The following is a 19263-nucleotide window of genomic DNA, read 5'->3' as shown; positions in this document are numbered from 1 at the left end:
TTCAAGCAAGGGCGGCCGGGTGCGGAATCCTCGTCAGGGCTTGCCCGAAGATTTTTCCTGTGGCGGCCGGGCGCAATGCGCCCGCAGCCAGTCCTCGAAGCGCCGTGCCGAGGCCGTGTCGGCATGGCGCAGCAGGCCGTAGTGGCGGGCCGCCGGGGCCGAGAGCTCGAACAGCCGCCGCAACTGGCCGCGCTCAAGCAGCGGGCCGGCCAGGCTGGGCCGGGCCAGCACCACGCCCTGGCCGCACAGTGCCGCCTCCAGCGTCAAGCCGAGGTCGACGAAGCGCGTGCCCTGTTGGGGCTCGGGCCAGTCCAGGCCGGCGGCACGGAACCAGGGCTGCCAAGGCTCGATAGGGCTGCGCAGCAGGGGCAGGCCGGCCAGGTCGGCCGGCTGCTTGATCGGATGTCGCTGCAGCAGCGAAGGCGCGGCCATGGGCGTGACGCGGTCCTGCATCAGCCACAGGGCCTCGTCGGCCACGCCCATGCGGATTTCAAGATCGGCCGGCGGTGTCGGCGAGTCCAGGAAGGGCGAGCTGACCGCCAGCTCGATCTCCAGCTCGGGCGCTTGCTGCTCGAAGCCGGGCAGGGCGGGCACCAGGATCAGCCGCGCAAAGGTCGGCGGCGCGCTGACCACCAGGCGCTCGCGGCGCTGCGTGCTGCGCCGGTGCTGGGGCATGGCGGCGAGCAGGGCCAGGGCCTCGACGACCTGGGCCAGGTATTCCTTGCCGGTGGGCGTCAGCGCCAGCGGCTTGGCCTGGCGCTGCAGCAGCGGCGTGCCAATCAGCGACTCCAGCACGCCGATGCGCTTGCTCAGGGCGCTGGCGGTCACGTGCAATTCCTCGGCGGCGCGCTCGAAGCTGCCCAGCCGGGCCGTGGCCTCGAAGGCACGCAGGCCTTCAACCGAAGGGAATCGCAACTCGTTCTGCATGGCGCTGCACTCTACACAGTGCGAAGGGCGTGCCGGATTTGGCAAACCACGCGGCCGGCCCTCGAAGGACGACATATGCTTGGCCCCCGATGAACCGCAAGACCGAACTGTCCTCCGACCTGAGCCGCTGGGGCCGCGCCATCGAACAGGGCCTGTTCGGCGTCTGGGACCTGGATCCCCGCATGGAGCTGGTGCACTACTCGCCGCGCTGGAAGGAGCACCTGGGCTTTGCCAATGCCGGTGCGCCCGACCACACCTCGTTCTGGCGCTGCCGCGTCCATCCCGACGACCTGGCCGGCATGATGCGTGCGCTGCGCTCCCACATCGAGGGCTTCAGCAAGCGCTACGAGGCCCGCTTCCGGCTGCGCAGCAATGGCTCGGGTTACCGGGTGATGCAGGCCCGCGGCGTGGCGGTGGAGCGCGACGCCGAGGGCAATGCCCTGCGCCTGATCGGCAGCCTGGTGGACCTGACCGACCGGCCGGCCTTGCCGCCGCGCGAGTTGCTGGTCGATCCGCTGTGGTCGGGCGACGGCGTCGGTCAGTCCCTGCCTTTTCATCGCGTGCTCGAAAGCCGGGCGCGCGACCGCGACGGCCTGCTCGATCAGGCCGCCGAGCTGCTGGATCTGAGCCTGCAGCAGACGGCCAGCAAGGCCTGACCCCCTTGCTTCAGGCGAGCGGTGCTGCCTTGGCATGCCGCTCCAGGTAGGCCGCATGGTCGGGCGTGCCGGCCACCGTCTGCGTGATCGCCTGGCGCACCCGCTCGAAGTGCTGGCGCAGCTGGTCCAGCGGCACGCGGTCGGCCAGCGGATCATGGCCTCGCGGCAGCACGCCAAGACCCAGCAGCAACGAGACCCAGGACGGTTCGGCAAAGCCCTCTGGGTCCAGGATGGCGACCCGGCCGGAGGCGCGGAACAGCTCGATCTGGTGGGCCAGCGTGTCGGGGATGGGCATGGCGGCGCAGTAGCGCCAGAACTCCGAATCGTCGCGCCGGGTCAGCTTGTAGTGCAGCACGATGAAGTCGCGGATCGACTCGTACTGCAGGGCCATCTTGCGGTTGAACTCGGCCGCCAGCTGCGGGGCGAAGCTGCGGTCCGGGAAGTATTGGATCAGCCGGCCGACGGCATCCATGATCAGCTGGATGCTGGTCGATTCCAGCGGCTCCAGAAAGCCGCCGGCCAGTCCCACGGCCACCACGTTCTTGATCCAGCTCTGGCGGCGCCGGCCGGCGGTGAAGCGCAGCGGCCGGGGCGAGGCCAGGGCGGGCGCGTCCAGCCCCTGCATCAGGATGGCCTCGGCGCGCTCGTCGCTGATGAAGCCGTTGCAATAGACATGGCCGTTGCCGGTGCGGTGCTGCAGAGGAATGCGCCATTGCCAGCCTGCCTCGCGCGCGGTCGAGGTGGTGTAGGGCGTCAGCGGCTCGACCCGGCGGGTCGGCACGGCCAGCGCGCTGTTGCAGGGCAGCAGGGCGCTCCAGTCCTCGTAGCCGGCCTTCATCGTGCCCTCGATCAAGAGCGCCCTGAAGCCCGAGCAATCTATGAACAGATCGCCCTCGATGCGCCGGCCGTCGGCCAGCTTGACGGCGGCGACGAAGCCGTCTTCCGGCCGCTGTTCCACCTCGACGATGGTGCCTTCGATGCGCTGGGTGCCGCGCTGCACCGCGTAGTCGCGCAGGTAGGCGGCGTAGAGCGAGGCATCGAAGTGATAGGCGAATGAGTAGGAGGCGGACGGTGAGGGCGCCTCGCCCTGCGGCGGCGTGAAACGGTTGGCGCGCGCCAGCTGGGTGGCCGTGGACCAGTCCTCGTAGGACGGCATCTCGCCCTGTTCGTTCAGCCTCAGCCAGTGCATGAAGGCCGAGCGGCCGTCGACCGCCGGGCCGAAGTCTCCGAAGCCATGGAAGAAGCGGTGGCCGAGATGGCCCCAGTCCTTGAACTCGATGCCCAGCTTGAAGCTGCCCTGGGTCTTGCGCACGAAGTCCGCGCCCTCGATGCCCAGGGCCCGGTTGTAGAAGCGGATCGGCGGCAACGTGGCCTCGCCGACGCCCACCGTGCCTATGTCGGGCGATTCCACCAGCAGGATCTCGCAGCGTTCGCCGCTGCCGCGCATGAACTGCTGGGCCAGCGGCGCGGCGGCCATCCAGCCGGCCGTGCCACCACCGACGATGACGATTCTCCTGAGGGCCAGGTCGTTCTCCATGCCTTGTCTCCTTGCCTAGGTGTTAACACCCAATTTATTTCGTGCAACGGTCGAACTAATATAGCGCTAAATCGCACGACACGATGCGACCCCTGGAGACAAACAAGTGCAAGCCGAAGCGGGCAGCCAGACGCTGCTCAAGCTCATCAATCGCATGGCCCTGGTGCGCCAGCTGTGCGTCAGCCCCGGCCTGTCCCGCGTGGACCTGGCCAATGCCGTGGGCCTGACCAAATCCACCGTCAGCTCGCTGGTGCGCGAGCTGCTCGGCGAGGGCTGGCTGGTGGAGCGCGAGGTGGTGGCCACCGGTGACCTGGGTCGCCGGCCCACGCCGCTGTTTATCGATCCCTCGCGGCTGCTGCTGCTCGGTGCCGAGGTCGACATCGAGGTGGTGCGCGTGGTCGCGACCTCGCTGACCGGCGAGGTCCAGGCCTGTGCCGTGGCCAACTATGAAGCGGCCAAGGGTGCCAAGGCCTGCATCACCGTGCTCGCCAATGCCCTGCTCAAGGTGCGCAAGCAGCTGGACGCGGCCCAGCAGATCATCGGCATGGGCGTGGGCCTGCCCGGCGGTGTGGACGAGGCACGCGGCGTGCTGAACTTCGCGCCCAACCTGGGCTGGCGCGACGTGCCGGTCGGCGAGCTGCTGGCCGAGAAGCTGCGCGGCAGCAACCTGGCCGAGGTGCCGCTGTTCCTGCAAAACGAAGCCGACGTGGCGGCGCTGGGCGAGATGGAGTTCAACGCCTCGCCGTCCTCGGACCCGCTGCTCTACGTCAGCATCAACCAGGGCGTGGGCGCCGGCGTGGTCGTCGGCGAAAGGCTGTTGACCGGCGCGCGCGGCTTTGCCGGCGAGGTCGGCCACATGGTGCTGCAGATCAACGGACCGCGCTGCTCCTGCGGCCGCCGCGGCTGCGCCGAAGCCTTGATAGGCAGCCGCGCCATCCTGCGCCATGCCGAGCTGGAAGAAGAGGCCCATCTGCCGGGCTCGATGGCCGAGGTGCGCTCGCGCCTGGCGGCGGGGGAGGACGAGACCAGCAAGGTCGTCGCCTCGGCCGGCCGCTACCTGGGCGTGCTGCTGCAGAACCTGGCCACCGCCTACGACCCGGCCTGCATCGTGCTGGGTGGCTCGGTGGTCGAGCTGGGCGAGCCGTTCCTGAAGTCGGCGCTGGAGACCTTGCAGGACTACTCCGCGGCTGCCAGCCTGCCATCGCCCACGGTCCGCACCTCGCGCTACGGCTCCAATGCCGTGGCCGTCGGCGCGGCCGGCCTGGCCCGCTACCGCCTGACCCGTCCGGCCCTGCCGCAGACCACGGCCATGGCGCGAGAGGGCGACTGATGTTCCTGGGCATCGACCTGGGCACCTCGGAAGTCAAGCTCTTGCTGCTTGACGGCCAGGGCGCCATCGTCGGTACGGCCGCCTCGCCGCTGCAGGTCTCGCGTCCGCAGCCGCTGTGGGCTGAACAAGAGCCCGAAGCCTGGTGGCAGGCCACGCAGCAGGCGGTGCAGACCCTGCGCGGCAAGCACATGAGCGAGTTCGCCCAGGTCCGCGCCATCGGCCTGTCGGGCCAGATGCATGGCGCCGTGCTGCTGGGCGAGGGCGAGCGCGTGCTGCGTCCCGCCATCCTCTGGAACGACGGCCGCAGCCATGCCGAGTGCCAGGTCTTGACGGAGCGTGCTCCGCAGCTGCACCGCATCGCCGGCAACCTGGCCATGCCCGGCTTCACCGCCCCCAAGCTGCTGTGGGTCGCCCGGCACGAGCCCGATCTCTTCGCCCAGATCCGCAGTGTCTTGCTGCCCAAGGACTGGCTGCGCCTGCAGCTCTCGGGCGACCAGGTCTCCGAGCCCTCAGACGCGGCCGGCACCCTGTGGCTGGACGTGGCGGCACGCGACTGGTCGGACGAGCTGCTGGCCGCCTGCGGCCTGAGCCGCGAGCAGATGCCGCGCCTGGTCGAGAGCAACCAGGTCTCCGGCCGGCTCAGGCCGGAGCTGGCCAAGGCCTGGGGCCTGGGCGCCGAAGTCCTGATTGCCGGCGGTGCCGGCGACAACGCGGCCAGTGCCATCGGCATAGGCGCGGTGAAACCCGGCGACGGCTTCATCTCGCTCGGCACCTCGGGCGTGCTCTTCGTCGTCAACGACCGCTACCGCCCGCGCCCGCAGAGCGCCGTGCACGCCTTCTGCCATGCGTTGCCACAGCGCTGGCACCAGATGAGCGTGATGCTGTCGGCCGCCAGCTGTCTGCGCTGGTGGGCCCGGCTGACCGGACAGGCCGAGGCGGCGCTGCTGGCCGAGGTCGAGCAACTGGACGAGCCTGCCCTGGCCGGCGCGCCCATCTTCCTGCCGTACCTGGCCGGAGAGCGCACGCCGCACAACAACCCCTTTGCCTCCGGCCTTTTCCAGGGCCTGACGCATGAGAGCGAGCGGGCCCATTGCAGCTACGCCGTGCTCGAAGGCGTGGCCTTTGGCCTGGCCGACGGCCTGGCGGCGCTGCAGGCCTCGGGCACCGAGCTGCGCGAGCTTTCGCTGGTCGGCGGTGGCGCGCGCAGCGCTTTCTGGGCCCAGCTGATCGCCGATGCGCTGGACCTGCGGATCCACACCCATGACGGCGGTGAAACCGGCGGCGCGCTGGGCGCCGCGCGGCTGGCGTGGCTGGCCGTCGGTGGCGACGAGGCCTCGGTCTGCAGCCGCCCGCCGCTGTCCGCCACCTACCTGCCGCGGCCCGCCGCCCAGGCCCGTCTTCAACCACGGCTCGCGTGCTTTCGCGAGCTGTACCGCCGGCTCGACGACCTGAGCCCGGCCCCGACCCCGAGCCGAACCCCATGAGCCAAAGCTACTTCCACGCCATTGCCCCCGTCCAGTTCAAGGGCCCGCAGAGCGACGACCCGCTGTCCTTCCGCCACTACGACAAGGACCGAATGGTGCTGGGCAAGACCATGGCCGAGCAGCTGCGCTTCGCCGTCTGCTACTGGCACAACTTCGTCTGGACCGGCATGGACCCCTTCGGCCTGGCCACCTTCGAGCGACCCTGGTTTCAGGGCGGCACGCCCATGGAGCTGGCCGAGCGCAAGGCCGAGGCGGCCTTCGAGTTCTTCGAGAAGCTGGGCGCCCCGTACTACTGCTTCCATGACCGCGACGTGGCGCCCGAAGGCGCGACGCCGCGCGAAAGCCACGAGAACTTCCGCCGCATGGTGGCGGTGCTGGGCGAGCACCAGCAGCGCAGTGGCGTCAAGCTGCTGTGGGGCACGGCCAATCTTTTCAGCCATCGCCGCTTCATGGGCGGCGCTGCTTCCAACCCCGACCCGGCCGTGTTCAGCATGGCCGCTTTGCAGGTGCGCGACGCCATGGATGCCACGCGGGAGCTGGGCGGCGAGAACTATGTGCTGTGGGGCGGACGCGAAGGCTACGAGACCCTGCTGAACACCCGGATGGGCCAGGAGCTGGACCAGCTGGGCCGCTTCCTGTCCATGGTGGTGGACTACAAGCACAAGATCGGTTTCAAGGGCGCCATCCTGCTGGAGCCCAAGCCGCGCGAGCCGTCCAAGCACCAGTACGACTTCGACACCGCCACGGTCTACGGCTTCCTCAAGCGCTACGGCCTGGAGCAGGAGGTCAAGGTCAACATCGAGGCCAACCACGCCACGCTGTCGGGCCACAGCTTCGAACACGAGATCGCCACCGCCGCGGCCCTGGGCATCCTGGGTTCCATCGACATGAACCGCGGCGATGCGCAGCTGGGCTGGGACACCGACCAGTTCCCCAACAACCTGCCGGAGATGGCGCTGGCGATGTACTACATCGTGCAGGCCGGTGGCCTGGGTTCCGGCGGCCTGAACTTCGATGCCAAGGTGCGCCGCCAGTCGATAGACGCGGCCGACCTGTTCCACGGCCACATCGGCGGCATGGACCTCTGCGCCCAGGCGCTGCTGGCGGCCGAGAAGCTGATCCAGGACGGCCGCCTGAAGGCCGCGCTCGATGCCCGTTATGCCGGCTGGGATGCGCCCGCCGGCCAGGACATCCTGCTGGGCCACCGCTCGCTGGAGCAGCTGGCCGAGCAGGTGCTGTCCGCCAACCAGGACGTGGCGCCGCAATCGGGCCGCCAGGAATACCTGGAGAACCTCGTCAACCGCGTGATCCACGGCTGAGATGGACGCACGCCTTGCTTCTTCACCGCTTTCCCGTTCCTGCCCGGGGCCATGGCGACCCTTCGCGTCGCGGCGCCCGACAAGGGTCCGGCGCGAATAGCCCTGCAGGCTAGAGCGACGGTCCGTCAAGACATTCATCAGACAAAGAGACCCAACAGGAGACAAGATGAAGTACCCGTTCCACAGGACTGCGATTTCCCTGGCGGCAGCGCAGAGCGCGCTGCTGCTGAGCGGCCTGGCGCAAGCCCAGACCGCACCCACGCCGCCGGCCGATCCCAAGGTCCAGAAGGTCGAGAGCGTGATCGTCACCGGCCGCCGCGCCGCGCTGCAGTCGGCCCAGAAGATCAAGCAGGAATCGGACGAGATCGTCGATTCCATCGTCGCCGACGACATAGGCAAGCTGCCCGACCGCTCGGTCACCGAGGTGCTGCAGCGCGTGGTCGGCGTGACCATCGACCGCACCATGGCCAAGAACGACCCCGAGCACTACTCGGTGGAAGGTTCGGGCGTGAACATCCGCGGCCTGTCCTACGTGCGCTCCGAGCTGAACGGCCGCGACACCTTCTCGGCCAACGGCGGCCGCGCCCTGAACTTCGAGGACGTGCCGCCCGAGCTGATGGCGGCGGTGGACGTCTACAAGAACCCGTCGGCGGTGCAGATAGAAGGCGCCATCGGCGGCCTGGTGAACCTGCGCACCGCCATGCCCTTCGACTACGCCGGCTTCAAGGGCGGCCTCACGCTGAGCGGCGGCTACAACTCGCTGCAGAAGAAGTGGAGTCCCAACGGCTCGGGCCTGATCTCCAACCGCTGGAGCACCGATGCCGGCGAGTTCGGCGCCTTGCTCAGCCTGGCGCGCAGCAAGACCACGACCCGCACCGACCTCTGGCAGGTCGAGCCCTACTACAAGGTCGACGGCACGCACTGGGTGCCCAAGGGTGCGCAATGGCGCGACTCCAATTTCGACCGCACCCGCGAAGGTACCTACGGCGCTCTGCAGTGGCGCAAGAACGATGTCAGCAGCTCGCTGACCTACTTCGAGTCCAAGTACAAGATGCACTGGGACGAGAACGCGCTGTTCGCCCAGTCCAATCCCTGGAACATCCAGATTGCCAATGGCGCCACCTATGGCCCCAACGGCCAGCTGCTCAAGGGCACGCTCAGCGCGCCGGCCGACGGTGGCGTCAACTTCGGTGCCGACACTCGCTACATGACCCGCGACTCGCGCACCCGCGACCTGGGCTGGAACCTCAAGTGGAAGGCCAGCGACGCCTGGAGCTTCAGCACCGACCTGCAGATCGTGAAGTCCAAGACCAATGCCTTCGACTCCACCATCGCCACCGGCCTGCAGATGCCCAAGGAGACGCTGGACCTGAGCGGCTCGGTGCCGCGCGTGGTGTTCGACGCCGCCGACCTGGCGGCCCTGCAGAACAAGGGCAACTACTACTGGGCCTTCACCATGGAGCACATGGACCGGAGCAAGGCAGAGTCCAAGGTCTGGCGTGCCGATGCCAAGCTCAACCTGGACCACCCGGTGCTGCAGGACCTGCAGTTCGGCGTGCGCATGACCGACCGCGACGCCACCACGATCAACTCGGTGCCTGGCTACAACTGGGCCGCCATCACCCAGACCTGGCAGCAGGGTTGGGACATCAGCGGCCTGGCCCGGCTGAACGACCCGCGCTTCAACGCGCCGGTGCAGCTGCACCAGTTCAACAACTTCTTCGGCGGCCAGAGCGTGCCCGGCATCTATGTGCCCGACGTGTCGCTGGCACAGGGCTTCCCGGGCACCTACACGGCCCTGCACAAGTACCACGACATCCTGTGCCAGGAATTCACCCAGGCCAACGGCTGGGGCAGCGGCTGCGCGGCCTGGACGCCGGCCAGCTTCGGCACCGATCCCTCGGGCACGAACGAGCAGCATGAGAAGACCCAGGCGGCCTACGGCCAGCTGCGCTTCGACTTCAGCGAGAGCAACAAAGTGCCGCTGGACGGCAACGTCGGTCTGCGCGTGGTGCGCACCGACATGAAGGCCAACGGCTACACGGTGTTCAAGAACAATGCGCCGGCCCTGCAGCCCGGCCAGAGTTATGGCGGCCTCGCCATCCCGTCCATCGCCAGCTTCAGCAAGCCCATGGTGGCCGAGCAGAACTACACCGACGTGCTGCCCAGCCTGAACCTGCGCTACAAGGCCAGCCCGGAGCTGCAGTACCGCTTCGCCCTGGCCAAGGCCGTGACGCGGCCCGACTTCTCGCAGATGCAGGCCTACACCACGCTGGCGCTGGACACCCAGCAGCACACCACCGGCAACAGCCTGGTGATCGACAGCGTGGGCCTGACCGGTTCGGCCAGCGGCAACCCGATGCTCAAGCCGGTCAAGTCCAACCAGCTGGACCTGACGGCCGAGTGGTACTTCTCCAAGAGCGGCTCCTTCACCGTGGCCCTGTTCGACAAGGAGCTGAAGGACGTCATCGTCAACCAGGCCTCGACCTTCCAGGTGCCCGATAGCACCGGCAAGCTGCAGAACTTCGTCGTCACCTCGCCGGTCAATGGCGCCAAGGGCACGGCCCGCGGCATCGAGCTGTCGTTCCAGCGCTACCTGGACATGCTGCCGGGCTGGATGTCGGGCCTGGGCCTGCAGCTCAACTACACCCTGGTGGATAGCAAGACCAAGCTCTACACCCCGGTGTTCGCGGCCTACTGCGGCGGCACGGACGGCGGCGCCGGCAACTACAACCTGAACATCAACGGCTGCGACACCGACGGCAAGGCCTTCGGCGACATGCCGCTGCAGAACCTGTCCAAGCATGCCTACAACCTGGCCTTCCTGTACGACTGGGGCCAGGTCTCGGCTCGCCTGGCCTACAGCTGGCGCTCCAAGTACCTGCAGGGCATCAACATCAACGGCACGCGCGGCAGCGACGGCCGCCTGGCCAACGGCAACAGCGTGGCCTGGGCCCTGCCGACCTGGAGTGCGGCCTATGGCCAGCTGGACGGTGGCATCACCTACCGCGTCGACGACAAGTTCAGCCTCAGCCTGGAAGGGCAGAACCTGAACAACGCGTTGGCCAAGCAGCTGATGCAGCAGCAGATCGGCTTCATGACCCGAGCGGTCAACTACACCGGCCGGCGCTACACGGTCCAGGCCAGCTACACCTTCTGAGCGAGGCCATGAAGACAGCGAAGCGTCTCTTCGCGGCGGCGCTGCTGGCAGGGCTCTGCTCGGCCCAGGCAGCGCCACCGTTGCCCCGCATCGTCGAGAAGGACGGCCGCCACGCCCTGATGGTGGACGGCCGGCCCTTCCTGATGCTGGGCGCCCAGGTCCACAACTCGAGCAACTATCCGGCGGCCCTGAAAAAGGTCTGGCCGGCGGTGCGCGATGCCGGTGCCAACACGGTGCTGGTGCCGGTGGCCTGGGAGCAGGTGGAGCCCAGCGAGGGACGCTTCGACTTCTCCTTCGTCGACACGCTGCTGGCCGAGGCCCGGCGCGAGGGCCGGCGCCTGGTGCTGCTGTGGTTCGCCACCTGGAAGAACACCAGCGCCCAGTACACGCCGGCCTGGGTCAAGCTGGACAAGCAGCGCTTTCCGGCCATGCGCGAACGCGAGGGCAAGGAGAGCTACTGCCTGTCGCCGTTCGGCGAGCAGACGCTGCAGGCCGACAAGAAGGCCTTCGTTGCCCTGATGGCCCATCTGAAGAAAGCCGATGCCCAGAAGCAGACCGTGCTGATGGTGCAGGTCGAGAACGAGGTCGGTTGCTACGGCCTGGTGCGCGACTTCGGCGGCAAGGCCCAGGCCGCCTTCGAGCAGGCGGTGCCGGCCGAGGTGCTGGCGCGGCAGAAGCCGTCGCCCGGTGGCGCTGCCAGCGGCCATTGGCGCCAGGTCTACGGCGACTATGCCGACGAGTATTTCCAGGCCTGGGCCATCGCCCGCTACATAGGCGAGGTCGCCAAGGCCGGCCGCGCCGCTTACGACCTGCCCATGTACGTCAACAATGCGCTGCGCAATCCGCTGGACCAGCCGCCCAAGCCCTGGAAGGGCGACTTCGCCAGCGGCGGTCCCACGCATGACGTGATCGCCATCTACAAGGCCGCGGCGCCGGCGCTGGACATCGTCGGCCCGGACATCTACAGCCCCGAGTCCGAACAGGTCGAGGCCAATCTGCGCCTGTTCCAGCGGCCCGACAACGCGCTGTGGGTGCCCGAGATCGGCAATGCCGCGGTCTATGCGCGCTACTTCTGGGCCATCCTGGGCCGCGGCGCGATTGGGGTCGCTCCCTTCGGCATCGACTACGCCGACTACAGCAACTACCCGCTCGGGTCCATGCAGACCGACAAGCGCATGGTCGAGCCCTTTGCCCGGGTCTTCGAGCTGTTCGCCCCCATGCAGAGGCAATGGGCGCAATGGGCCTTCGAGGGTCGCACCCGCGGCGTGGCCGAGGGCGACGACCGCAAGCCGCAGACCGTGCAGATTGGCGACTGGCAGGCCAAGGTCTCTTTCGGCGAATGGCAGTTCGGCGAACGCAGCTGGCCCCAGCTCAAGGACAAGCAGCCACCCGGCACCGAGCAGCCCGGCGGCGGCCTGGCCATCGCCCAGGTCGCGCCCGATGAATTCATCGTCGTCGGCCAGCAGGCGCGCTTGCGCCTGGAGCCGGCCGCCGGCAAGAGCGGCTTCCTGCTGCGCGCCGAGGAGGGCCGTTTCGACGCCCAGGGCCGCTGGCAGATGGAGCGGGTCTGGAACGGCGACCAGGTCGATTGGGGGCTGAACCTGCCGGCCCGGCCCACGCTGCTCAAGCTGAAGATGGCTCGGCCATGAGCGTTCAACGCCGTCATCTGCTGCAGGCCGCCGGCTTGGCCGCACTGCCACGGTTCTCGACCGCCGGCGAGGCCGGCTACGACTGGCGCAGCCTGGCCTTCGGCGCCGGTGGTTTCGTCGATGGCTTTGTTTTCCATCCGCGGGAGCGGGGCCTGCTCTATGCCCGTACCGACATTGGCGGCGCCTATCGCTTCAATGACGCGTCCAAATCCTGGGTGCCGCTGCTGGACCACCTGAGCAAGGCCGACTCGGACCTGATGGGCGTGCTGGCGCTGGCGGTCGACCCAAGCGATGCGAACCGGGTCTACGCCGCCTGCGGCCTCTACACCGTGGCCTGGGCTCGCAAGGCCGCGCTGCTGTCCTCCAATGACCGGGGCGCCAGCTGGCAGCAGCATGAGCTGGACTTTCGCCTGGCCGGCAACGGACCGGGCCGCGGCACCGGCGAGCGGCTGCAGGTCGATCCGAACCGGCCCGAGCGGCTCTTGCTCGGCACCACTGAAGACGGCTTGCAGCAAAGCCTGGACCGCGGCGCGCATTTCAGCCGGCTGGCCGGCTTCCCGGCCCGCCATGTGTCCCTGGTGCTGTTCGATCCCCGCAGCGGCCAGCCCGGGCAGGGCACGGCCACCGTCTATGTCGGCAGCCACGACCAGCCCGGCCTATATGTCTCGCACGATGCCGGCCAGAGCTTCGCGCGCGTGCCCGGCCTGCCGGCCCAGGCGCCGCAGCGTGCGGCCTTCGGGCCCGAGGGCTCGCTCTACGTCAGCTTCGCGGCGGGCGAGGGCGGGGCGGTGGTCAACCCCAGCCATGCCAAGACCGGCAGCGTCTGGCGTCGCGACCCGGCCGGCCGCTGGCGCGAGATCACGCCGGTCAAGCCCACGGCTTCCGAGCCCTTTGGCTATTCCGGCCTTGATGTCGATGCCCGCAAGCCGGGCCGCCTGGTGGTCTCGACCATCGAGCGCTGGTCGGCTGGCGACGAGGTCTTCCTCTCGGACGACCAGGGCGAGACCTGGACCGCCCTGAGCCCGCGCTCCCGCCATGACGACAGCCGCCATCCCTGGCTGCAGGCCTACCAGAAGAAGACGCGGCATCCGCAGGGCCATTGGCTGGCCGACCTCAAGATCGACCCCTTCGACAGCGAGCGCGCGGTGTACGGCACAGGCTATGGCGTCTGGATGAGCAGCGGCCTGGGCCAGGCCCGCGTGGACTGGCGCTTTGCCGTGGACAACATGGAAGAGACGGCGGTGCTGGGACTGGAAAGCCCCAGCGGCGGTGCCTCGCTGCTGGCCGCCATGGGCGATGTGTCCGGCGCGGCCTGGGACGACCTGAACCAGGGCCCGCGCAACGGCCTGTTCCTGCCGGCCGGCGAGACCTGCCGCTCGGTTTCGGTGGCCGAGCTCAAGCCCGGCATCGTCGCCCGCACCTCGGACATGGCGGCCACCGGCGGCTACTGCTCGGTGGACGGTGGTGCCAGCTGGCGGCCTTTCGGTCCCTCGAGCCGTGTGAGCAAGACGCGCGAGGGCTGGCGCGCCCCGACCGGCCAGGTGGCGGTGTCGGCGCAAGGCGGCTTCTTCCTGTGGGCACCGGACAAGCAGCCAGCGCTGTGGTCGCGCGACCGGGGCCGCAGCTGGTCGTCCTGCCAGGGCTGGCCGGTCGACGCCGAGGTGGCGCTGAGCCCGGTGGCCGACCGCACGGTGGAGGGCGTGTTCTACGTGCACGACCGGGCCGGCGGCCAGGTGCTGGTCAGCGTCGACGGCGGCGCCAGCTTCCAGTCGGCCATAGGCGGCCTGCCCAAGCTGCAGCAGTGGCAAGGCGCCCACCTGGCCTGTGCGCCAGGGCAGGCCCGCGACCTCTGGCTGGCCTTGCCCGATGGCCTGCTGCACATTCCCGGCGTCGATGCCAAGGCCCGCACGGTGCGCGGTGTCGCCGAGGCCTGGCGGGTGGCGCTGGGCAAGGCCGCCGAGGGGGCGAGCTACCACGCGGTCTATGTCTGGGGCCGGCTGATGCAGGGCGGCGCGGCGGTCGAGGGCCTGTTCCGCTCGATCGACGGCGGCGCCAGCTTCCAGCGCATCAACGACGACGCCCATCGCTACGGCCGCCTCAATGCAATGGCCGCCGACCCGCTGGAATTTGGCGTGGTCTACCTGGCCCCAGAAGGCCGCGGCGTGATCATCGGCAGGCCGGCATGAGCTTGCGCCTGCCGCTGCCCTTGCTGTTGATGTTGGCCGGCCTGGGCGCACAGGCCGCCGAGCTGGCGCTGCGCTACGACAGGCCTGCGCCCGAGACCCACGAGGGCTGGGAGCGGCAGGCCTTGCCGATTGGCAATGGCCGTCTCGGGGCCATGCTGTTCGGCCAGGTGGCGCGCGAGCGGCTGCAGTTCAACGAGATCACGCTGTGGACCGGCGACAGCAAGCAGATGGGCGCCTACCAGCCTTTCGGCGACCTGGTGGTGGAGCTGGACGGCCACGAGCAGCCGGCCACGGGCTACCGGCGCGAGCTGCTGCTGGACCAGGCGCTGCATCGCGTCTCCTATGGCGTCGGCCCCGTGCGCTTCAGCCGCGAGGCCTGGGCCAGCCATCCGGACCAGGTCATCGTCCTGCGCCTGAGTGCCGATGCCATCGGCCAGTACAGCGGCCGGGTCCGGCTGAGCGACCGCCACGGAGCGGTGCTGAGCGTGGCCGGCCAGCGCATCCAGGCCTTGGGCGCGCTGGACAACGGCATGGCCTATGTGTCCCAGATCCGGGTGCTGAACGAGGGCGGCTCGCTGCGTGCCGACGGCGACAGCCTGGTGTTCGAGCGCTGCGATGCCCTGACCCTGGTGCTGGCCGCCGGCACCAGCTATGTGGCCGATGCGGCGCGCCGCTTCCAGGGCGAATCGCCGCTGGCCCGCGTGAGCGCCCAGCTCGAAGCGGCCGCCGCCAAGCCGCTGGGGGCGCTGCGCGATGCCCATCGCCTCGACGTGTTCTCGCTCTTGGGCCGCGTCAGCCTGGACCTCGGCAAGAGCGCCCCGGAGCGCCAGGTCTTGCCCACCGACCAGCGCCTGGCCCGCTACACCCGCGAAGGCGCCGACCCGGAGCTGGAGGCCCTGTATTTCCAGTACGGCCGCTACCTGCTGCTGTCCAGCTCGCGCGATTCGCTGCCGGCCAATCTGCAGGGCCTGTGGAACGACAGCCCCACGCCGCCGTGGAACTCGGACTACCACACCAACATCAACCTGCAGATGAACTACTGGCCGGCCGAGGTGACCCACCTGGCCGAGCTGGCGCGTCCGCTGCACCGCTTCATCGAGAGCCAGCTACCGCAGTACCGCGCAGCCGTACGCGAGATGGCCGAGGCTGCGCTGGCCCAGCCCGGCGTGCCCAGGCCCGGCATCACGCCCTGGGGCGAGACATTCAAGGCCGTGGAACCCAGCTTCCTGCGGCCCGACGGCAAGCCGGTGCGGGGCTGGACCGTGCGCACCGAGTCCAATCCCTTCGGCGCCATGGGCTATCTGTGGAACCAGACCGGCAATGCCTGGTATGCCCGCCATTTCTGGGAGCACTACGCCTTCACGCAGGACCGCGAGTTCCTGCGCCGCGTGGCCTATCCGCTGCTGAAGGAAGTCTGCGAGTTCTGGATCGACCAGCTCAAGACCCTGCCGGACGGCCGCCTGGTGGCGCCGCAAGGCTGGTCGCCCGAGCATGGGCCGGTGGAGGACGGCGTCAGCTACGACCAGCAAATCCTCTGGGACCTGTTCAACAACACGGCCGAGGCCGCCGCCGTGCTCGGCATCGATGCCAGGTTTCGCCAGCAGATGGTCTCGATGCGCGACCGCCTGGCCGGACCCCGCGTCGGCAGCTGGGGCCAGTTGCTCGAATGGCTGGAAGAGAAGCGCGGCGACCCGGTGCTGGACACGCCGCGCGACACCCATCGCCATGTCTCGCACCTGTTCGCGCTCTACCCGGGCCGGCAGATCTCGCCGGCCCTGACGCCGGCCCTGGCCGCCGCGGCACGCAAGTCGCTGGAGGCGCGCGGCGATGCCGGCACCGGCTGGTCCATGGCCTGGAAGATGGCCTTCTGGGCGCGGCTGCAGGACGGCGAGCGCGCCTATCGAATGCTGCGCGGCCTGCTGGCCCAGCCCGGCGCGCGGGCCGCCGAGCAGCGTTCGACTTTCAGCGAGCACAACAACGCCGGCGGCACCTACGCCAATCTGCTGGATGCCCATCCGCCGTTCCAGATCGATGGCAATTTCGGCGCCACGGCTGCCATGGCCGAGATGCTCGTGCAGTCGCAGGACGGCGCGATCACGCTGCTGCCGGCCTTGCCCGCGGCCTGGCCGGACGGCGAAGTGAAGGGGCTGAGGGCGCGCGGCGGCTTCGAGCTCGACCTCCGTTGGAAGCAGGGCCGTTTGCTGGAAGCGCGGCTGCGTTCGGTGGCCGGCTCGGGCAAGGGCCAATTGCGCTACGGCGCGCGCAGCCTGAAGCTGGCGCTGAAGCCGGGCCAGTCGCTCCGGCTCGATGCCGGGCTGCGGATCCTGAAGAACCCATGAAAACGCTGTTGATACTGATGTCGCTCCTGCTCGCAAGCACGGCCCAGGCCCAGGCTGAAATGCCGCTCTACGTCGGCCAGGCCCAGCCCGGCTGGAAACTGGTGGTCACCGATTTCGAATCGCAGGCCCTGCTGCAGGGCGATGCGGTCACCGTGCCCAAGCCGGCCAAGCCGCAGGTGCCGGACAGCCAGGTCGGCCTGCGCCGCGAGGGTGATGCACTGACCCTGCACTGGCACCAGGCCTGGATCGCGGCCCTGCGCTTCGAGCCGCCAGCACCGCTGGACCTGCGGGCCTACCAGGCCGAGGGCGTGCTCGCCTTCGACCTCAAGGTCGCAGCCATGGCCGATGGTGGCCTGTCCATCAAGATGGGCTGCGGCCCGGCGAACTGCGAGCGCAAGATCAACCAGCTGATGGAGGCCCGGGCGATGGTCGGCAAGGGCTGGCAGCGCCTGGCTTTCAAGCTGTCCTGCTTCCAGCGCGACGGCAGCGACTACGGCGCGGTCCGCCTGCCTTTCTCGCTGGAAGGCAGCGGCATAGGCGAGGTCTCGGTGGCCCGCATCCGCTTGCTGCACAAGCCCGAGCCTGGCATGCAGTTCGTGCCTTGCCCGGACTACCGCACCGAATCGGTCACGCCCCAGCCGCTGATACAGCCCTGGGCCCTGACCTGGTGGATGCCGCGCCACGAGGAGAAGCTGGCCGAGATACGCCGCCGCGCCGCGGCCGGCGAACGCACCGAGCTGCTGATGATCGGCGACTCCATCACCCAGGCCTGGGACGACGTGGGCAAGCCCGTGATCGCCCGCACGGCCCTGGCCCAGTACCGTCCGCTCAGCCTGGGCTTTGGCGGCGACAAGACCGAGAACGTGCTGTGGCGGCTGCAGCATGGCGAGCTGAAAGGCCTGGATCCCCGGGTCGTGATGCTGATGATAGGAACCAACAACACCGGCGACCGGGCCGAGGATCCGCGCACCACGGCCGCCGGCATCCGCCGCCTGCTGGCCGAGATCCGCCAGCAGCTGCCGGCCAGCCGCATCCTGCTGCTGGCGGTGTTCCCGCGCGAGCAATCCAGCAGCGGCTTCCTGCGCCAGATCAACGACCGCATCAACGGCCTGATCTCCGGCTATGCCGATGCCGACGCCATCCATTTCCTGAACATCAACGAACAACTGACCCGGCCCGACGGTTCGCTGTCCACCGAGATCCTGCCCGACCTGCTGCACCTCAGCGAGGCCGGCTACCAGGTCTGGGCCGAGGCCATCACGCCCACGCTGCAGCGCCTGATGGCGCTGCCCCGACTTGCCAACAAGCCATGACTGCCTCGTTCACCTATTCCAGCCCCTTCCCGGATGCCTTCGTCTTCGGCGTTGCCGCCGCCTCGGCCCAGATCGAGGGCGCGGCCTTCGAGGATGGCAAGGGCGAGTCGATCTGGGACAAGTTCAGCCGCATCCCCGGCAAGGTCCACAACGGCGACACGCTGGACCAGGCCTGCGACCACTACCACCGCTTCGACGAGGACTTCGCGCTGATGGCCAGCCTGGGCGTCAAGCACTACCGGCTGTCCATCGCCTGGCCGCGCATCTATCCGAGCGGCGACGGCGAGATCAACCGCGCCGGCCTGGCCTTCTACCACCGCCTGTTCGACAGCATGGCCAGGCACGGCATCACGCCCTGGGTCACGCTGTTCCATTGGGACCTGCCCCAGTCGCTGGAAGACCGGGGCGGCTGGACCTCGCGGGTCACCGTCGATGCCTTTGCCCGCTATGCCGAGACCGTGGTCCACGAGTTCGCCGGCAAGGTCAGGCACTGGATCACGCTGAACGAGATCCGCTGCTTCACGCTGCTGGCCTATGGGGTCGGCAGCAAGGCACCGGGCCGGCGCGAGAGCGAGGCCGTGGTCAACCAGACCTATCACAACGCCCTGGTCTGCCATGGCCATGCGGTCAAGGCGGTGCGCACCTTCGGCGGCGAAGGCGCCCAGGTCGGACTCACCGACAACTGCGATGTCTGCGTGCCGGTCACGGAGACGCCGGCCGACATCGCCGCCGCCCGGGCCTGGTTCACCGAGCGCAATGCCCACATCCTGGGCGCCATCCATGCGGGGTGCTATCCGCAGGCCTATCTGGACCGGGTCGGCGCCCATGCGCCCAAGGTCGAGGCCGGTGACTTCGAGCTGATCTCGCAGCGCACCGACTTCCTCGGCCTCAACATCTACACCGCCACTTATGTGCGCGCCGGCAAGAGCGGCGCTGCCTACGAGCAGCTGGCCCTGCCGGCCCAATACCCGCGCGCCGACAGCCCCTGGCTGAATCTGGTGCCGCAGGCGATCTACTGGGCACCGCGGCTGTGCCAGGAGCTGTACGGCCATCGCTCGATCTACATCACCGAGAACGGCTGCGGCTATGACCTCGAGCCGGTTGCCAACGGCGAGGTGGTGGACCTGCACCGCCGCGACTACCTGCGCAACCACCTGCGCGAGGTGCACCGCGCCATCGCCGACGGCGTCGCGATCCAGGGCTATTTCTGCTGGTCCTTCATGGACAACTACGAATGGGAGGACGGCTACCAGCGCCGCTTCGGCATCGTCCATGTGGACTACAAGACCCAGCAGCGCACGCCCAAGCTCTCGGCCCGCTATTTCGCCGCCGTGATGCGCGAGCGCCGCATCCTCTGAGGACT

12 protein-coding genes are annotated in these 19263 nt (G+C 69.0%); 10 read left to right on the top strand and 2 right to left on the bottom strand.

Going from position 1 to position 19263, the window contains the following annotated elements:
• Positions 1-33 precede the first annotated feature (33 nt).
• Entirely contained in the window at positions 34-927 is an 894-nt protein-coding gene (locus QT382_RS03900; RefSeq protein WP_289252730.1) for a LysR family transcriptional regulator, read from the bottom strand.
• A gap of 89 nt (positions 928-1016) precedes the next feature.
• On the opposite strand from QT382_RS03900, the gene QT382_RS03895 reads away from it, so the two are divergent.
• The gene (locus QT382_RS03895) at positions 1017-1583 is read left to right on the top strand and encodes a PAS domain-containing protein (protein WP_289252729.1); all 567 of its coding nucleotides are present in this window, start codon (positions 1017-1019) and stop codon (positions 1581-1583) included.
• A 10-nt stretch (positions 1584-1593) separates the two neighbouring features.
• On the opposite strand, the gene QT382_RS03890 is transcribed toward QT382_RS03895, so the two are convergent.
• The gene (locus tag QT382_RS03890; protein WP_289252728.1) at positions 1594-3120 is read right to left on the bottom strand and encodes a tryptophan halogenase family protein; all 1527 of its coding nucleotides are present in this window, start codon (positions 3118-3120) and stop codon (positions 1594-1596) included.
• A gap of 106 nt (positions 3121-3226) precedes the next feature.
• Here QT382_RS03890 and QT382_RS03885 point away from each other — a divergent pair, with 106 nt between their 5' ends.
• The 9 genes from QT382_RS03885 (at position 3227) to QT382_RS03845 (ending at position 19258) form a co-directional block, all read left to right on the top strand.
• Complete coding sequence (locus QT382_RS03885; protein WP_289252727.1) at positions 3227-4450, top strand: ROK family transcriptional regulator; 1224 nt, start codon at positions 3227-3229, stop codon at positions 4448-4450.
• A complete protein-coding gene (gene xylB, locus QT382_RS03880) occupies positions 4450-5934 on the top strand; it encodes a xylulokinase (protein ID WP_289252726.1) in 1485 nt (494 codons plus the stop codon). The genes QT382_RS03885 and xylB overlap by 1 nt, the downstream gene beginning before the upstream one ends.
• Positions 5931-7253 carry a xylose isomerase gene (gene xylA / locus QT382_RS03875; protein WP_289252725.1) on the top strand — a complete coding sequence of 441 codons (1323 nt, stop codon included), beginning with the start codon at positions 5931-5933 and terminating at the stop codon, positions 7251-7253. Before xylB ends, xylA begins: the two co-directional genes overlap by 4 nt.
• Positions 7254-7419: 166 nt before the next feature.
• A complete protein-coding gene (locus QT382_RS03870) occupies positions 7420-10413 on the top strand; it encodes a TonB-dependent receptor (RefSeq protein WP_289252724.1) in 2994 nt (997 codons plus the stop codon).
• A gap of 8 nt (positions 10414-10421) precedes the next feature.
• Positions 10422-12062, top strand: a complete 1641-nt coding sequence (locus QT382_RS03865) for a GH35 family beta-galactosidase (protein WP_289252723.1) — start codon at positions 10422-10424, stop codon at positions 12060-12062.
• A complete protein-coding gene (locus tag QT382_RS03860; protein ID WP_289252722.1) occupies positions 12059-14248 on the top strand; it encodes a hypothetical protein in 2190 nt (729 codons plus the stop codon). The genes QT382_RS03865 and QT382_RS03860 overlap by 4 nt, the downstream gene beginning before the upstream one ends.
• A complete protein-coding gene (locus QT382_RS03855; protein WP_289252721.1) occupies positions 14245-16587 on the top strand; it encodes a glycoside hydrolase family 95 protein in 2343 nt (780 codons plus the stop codon). Before QT382_RS03860 ends, QT382_RS03855 begins: the two co-directional genes overlap by 4 nt.
• Positions 16584-17900: a GDSL-type esterase/lipase family protein gene (locus QT382_RS03850; protein ID WP_289252720.1), complete on the top strand. Its 1317-nt coding sequence runs from the start codon at positions 16584-16586 to the stop codon at positions 17898-17900. Before QT382_RS03855 ends, QT382_RS03850 begins: the two co-directional genes overlap by 4 nt.
• Positions 17897-19258: a GH1 family beta-glucosidase gene (locus QT382_RS03845; RefSeq protein ID WP_289252719.1), complete on the top strand. Its 1362-nt coding sequence runs from the start codon at positions 17897-17899 to the stop codon at positions 19256-19258. The genes QT382_RS03850 and QT382_RS03845 overlap by 4 nt, the downstream gene beginning before the upstream one ends.
• Positions 19259-19263: the final 5 nt, after the last annotated feature.

The sequence above is a fragment of the Pelomonas sp. SE-A7 genome (assembly GCF_030345705.1).
Taxonomy (GTDB): domain Bacteria; phylum Pseudomonadota; class Gammaproteobacteria; order Burkholderiales; family Burkholderiaceae_C; genus JAUASW01.
Note: the sequence above shows the minus strand (reverse complement) of the source record. Positions and strands in the feature narration are given on the sequence as shown.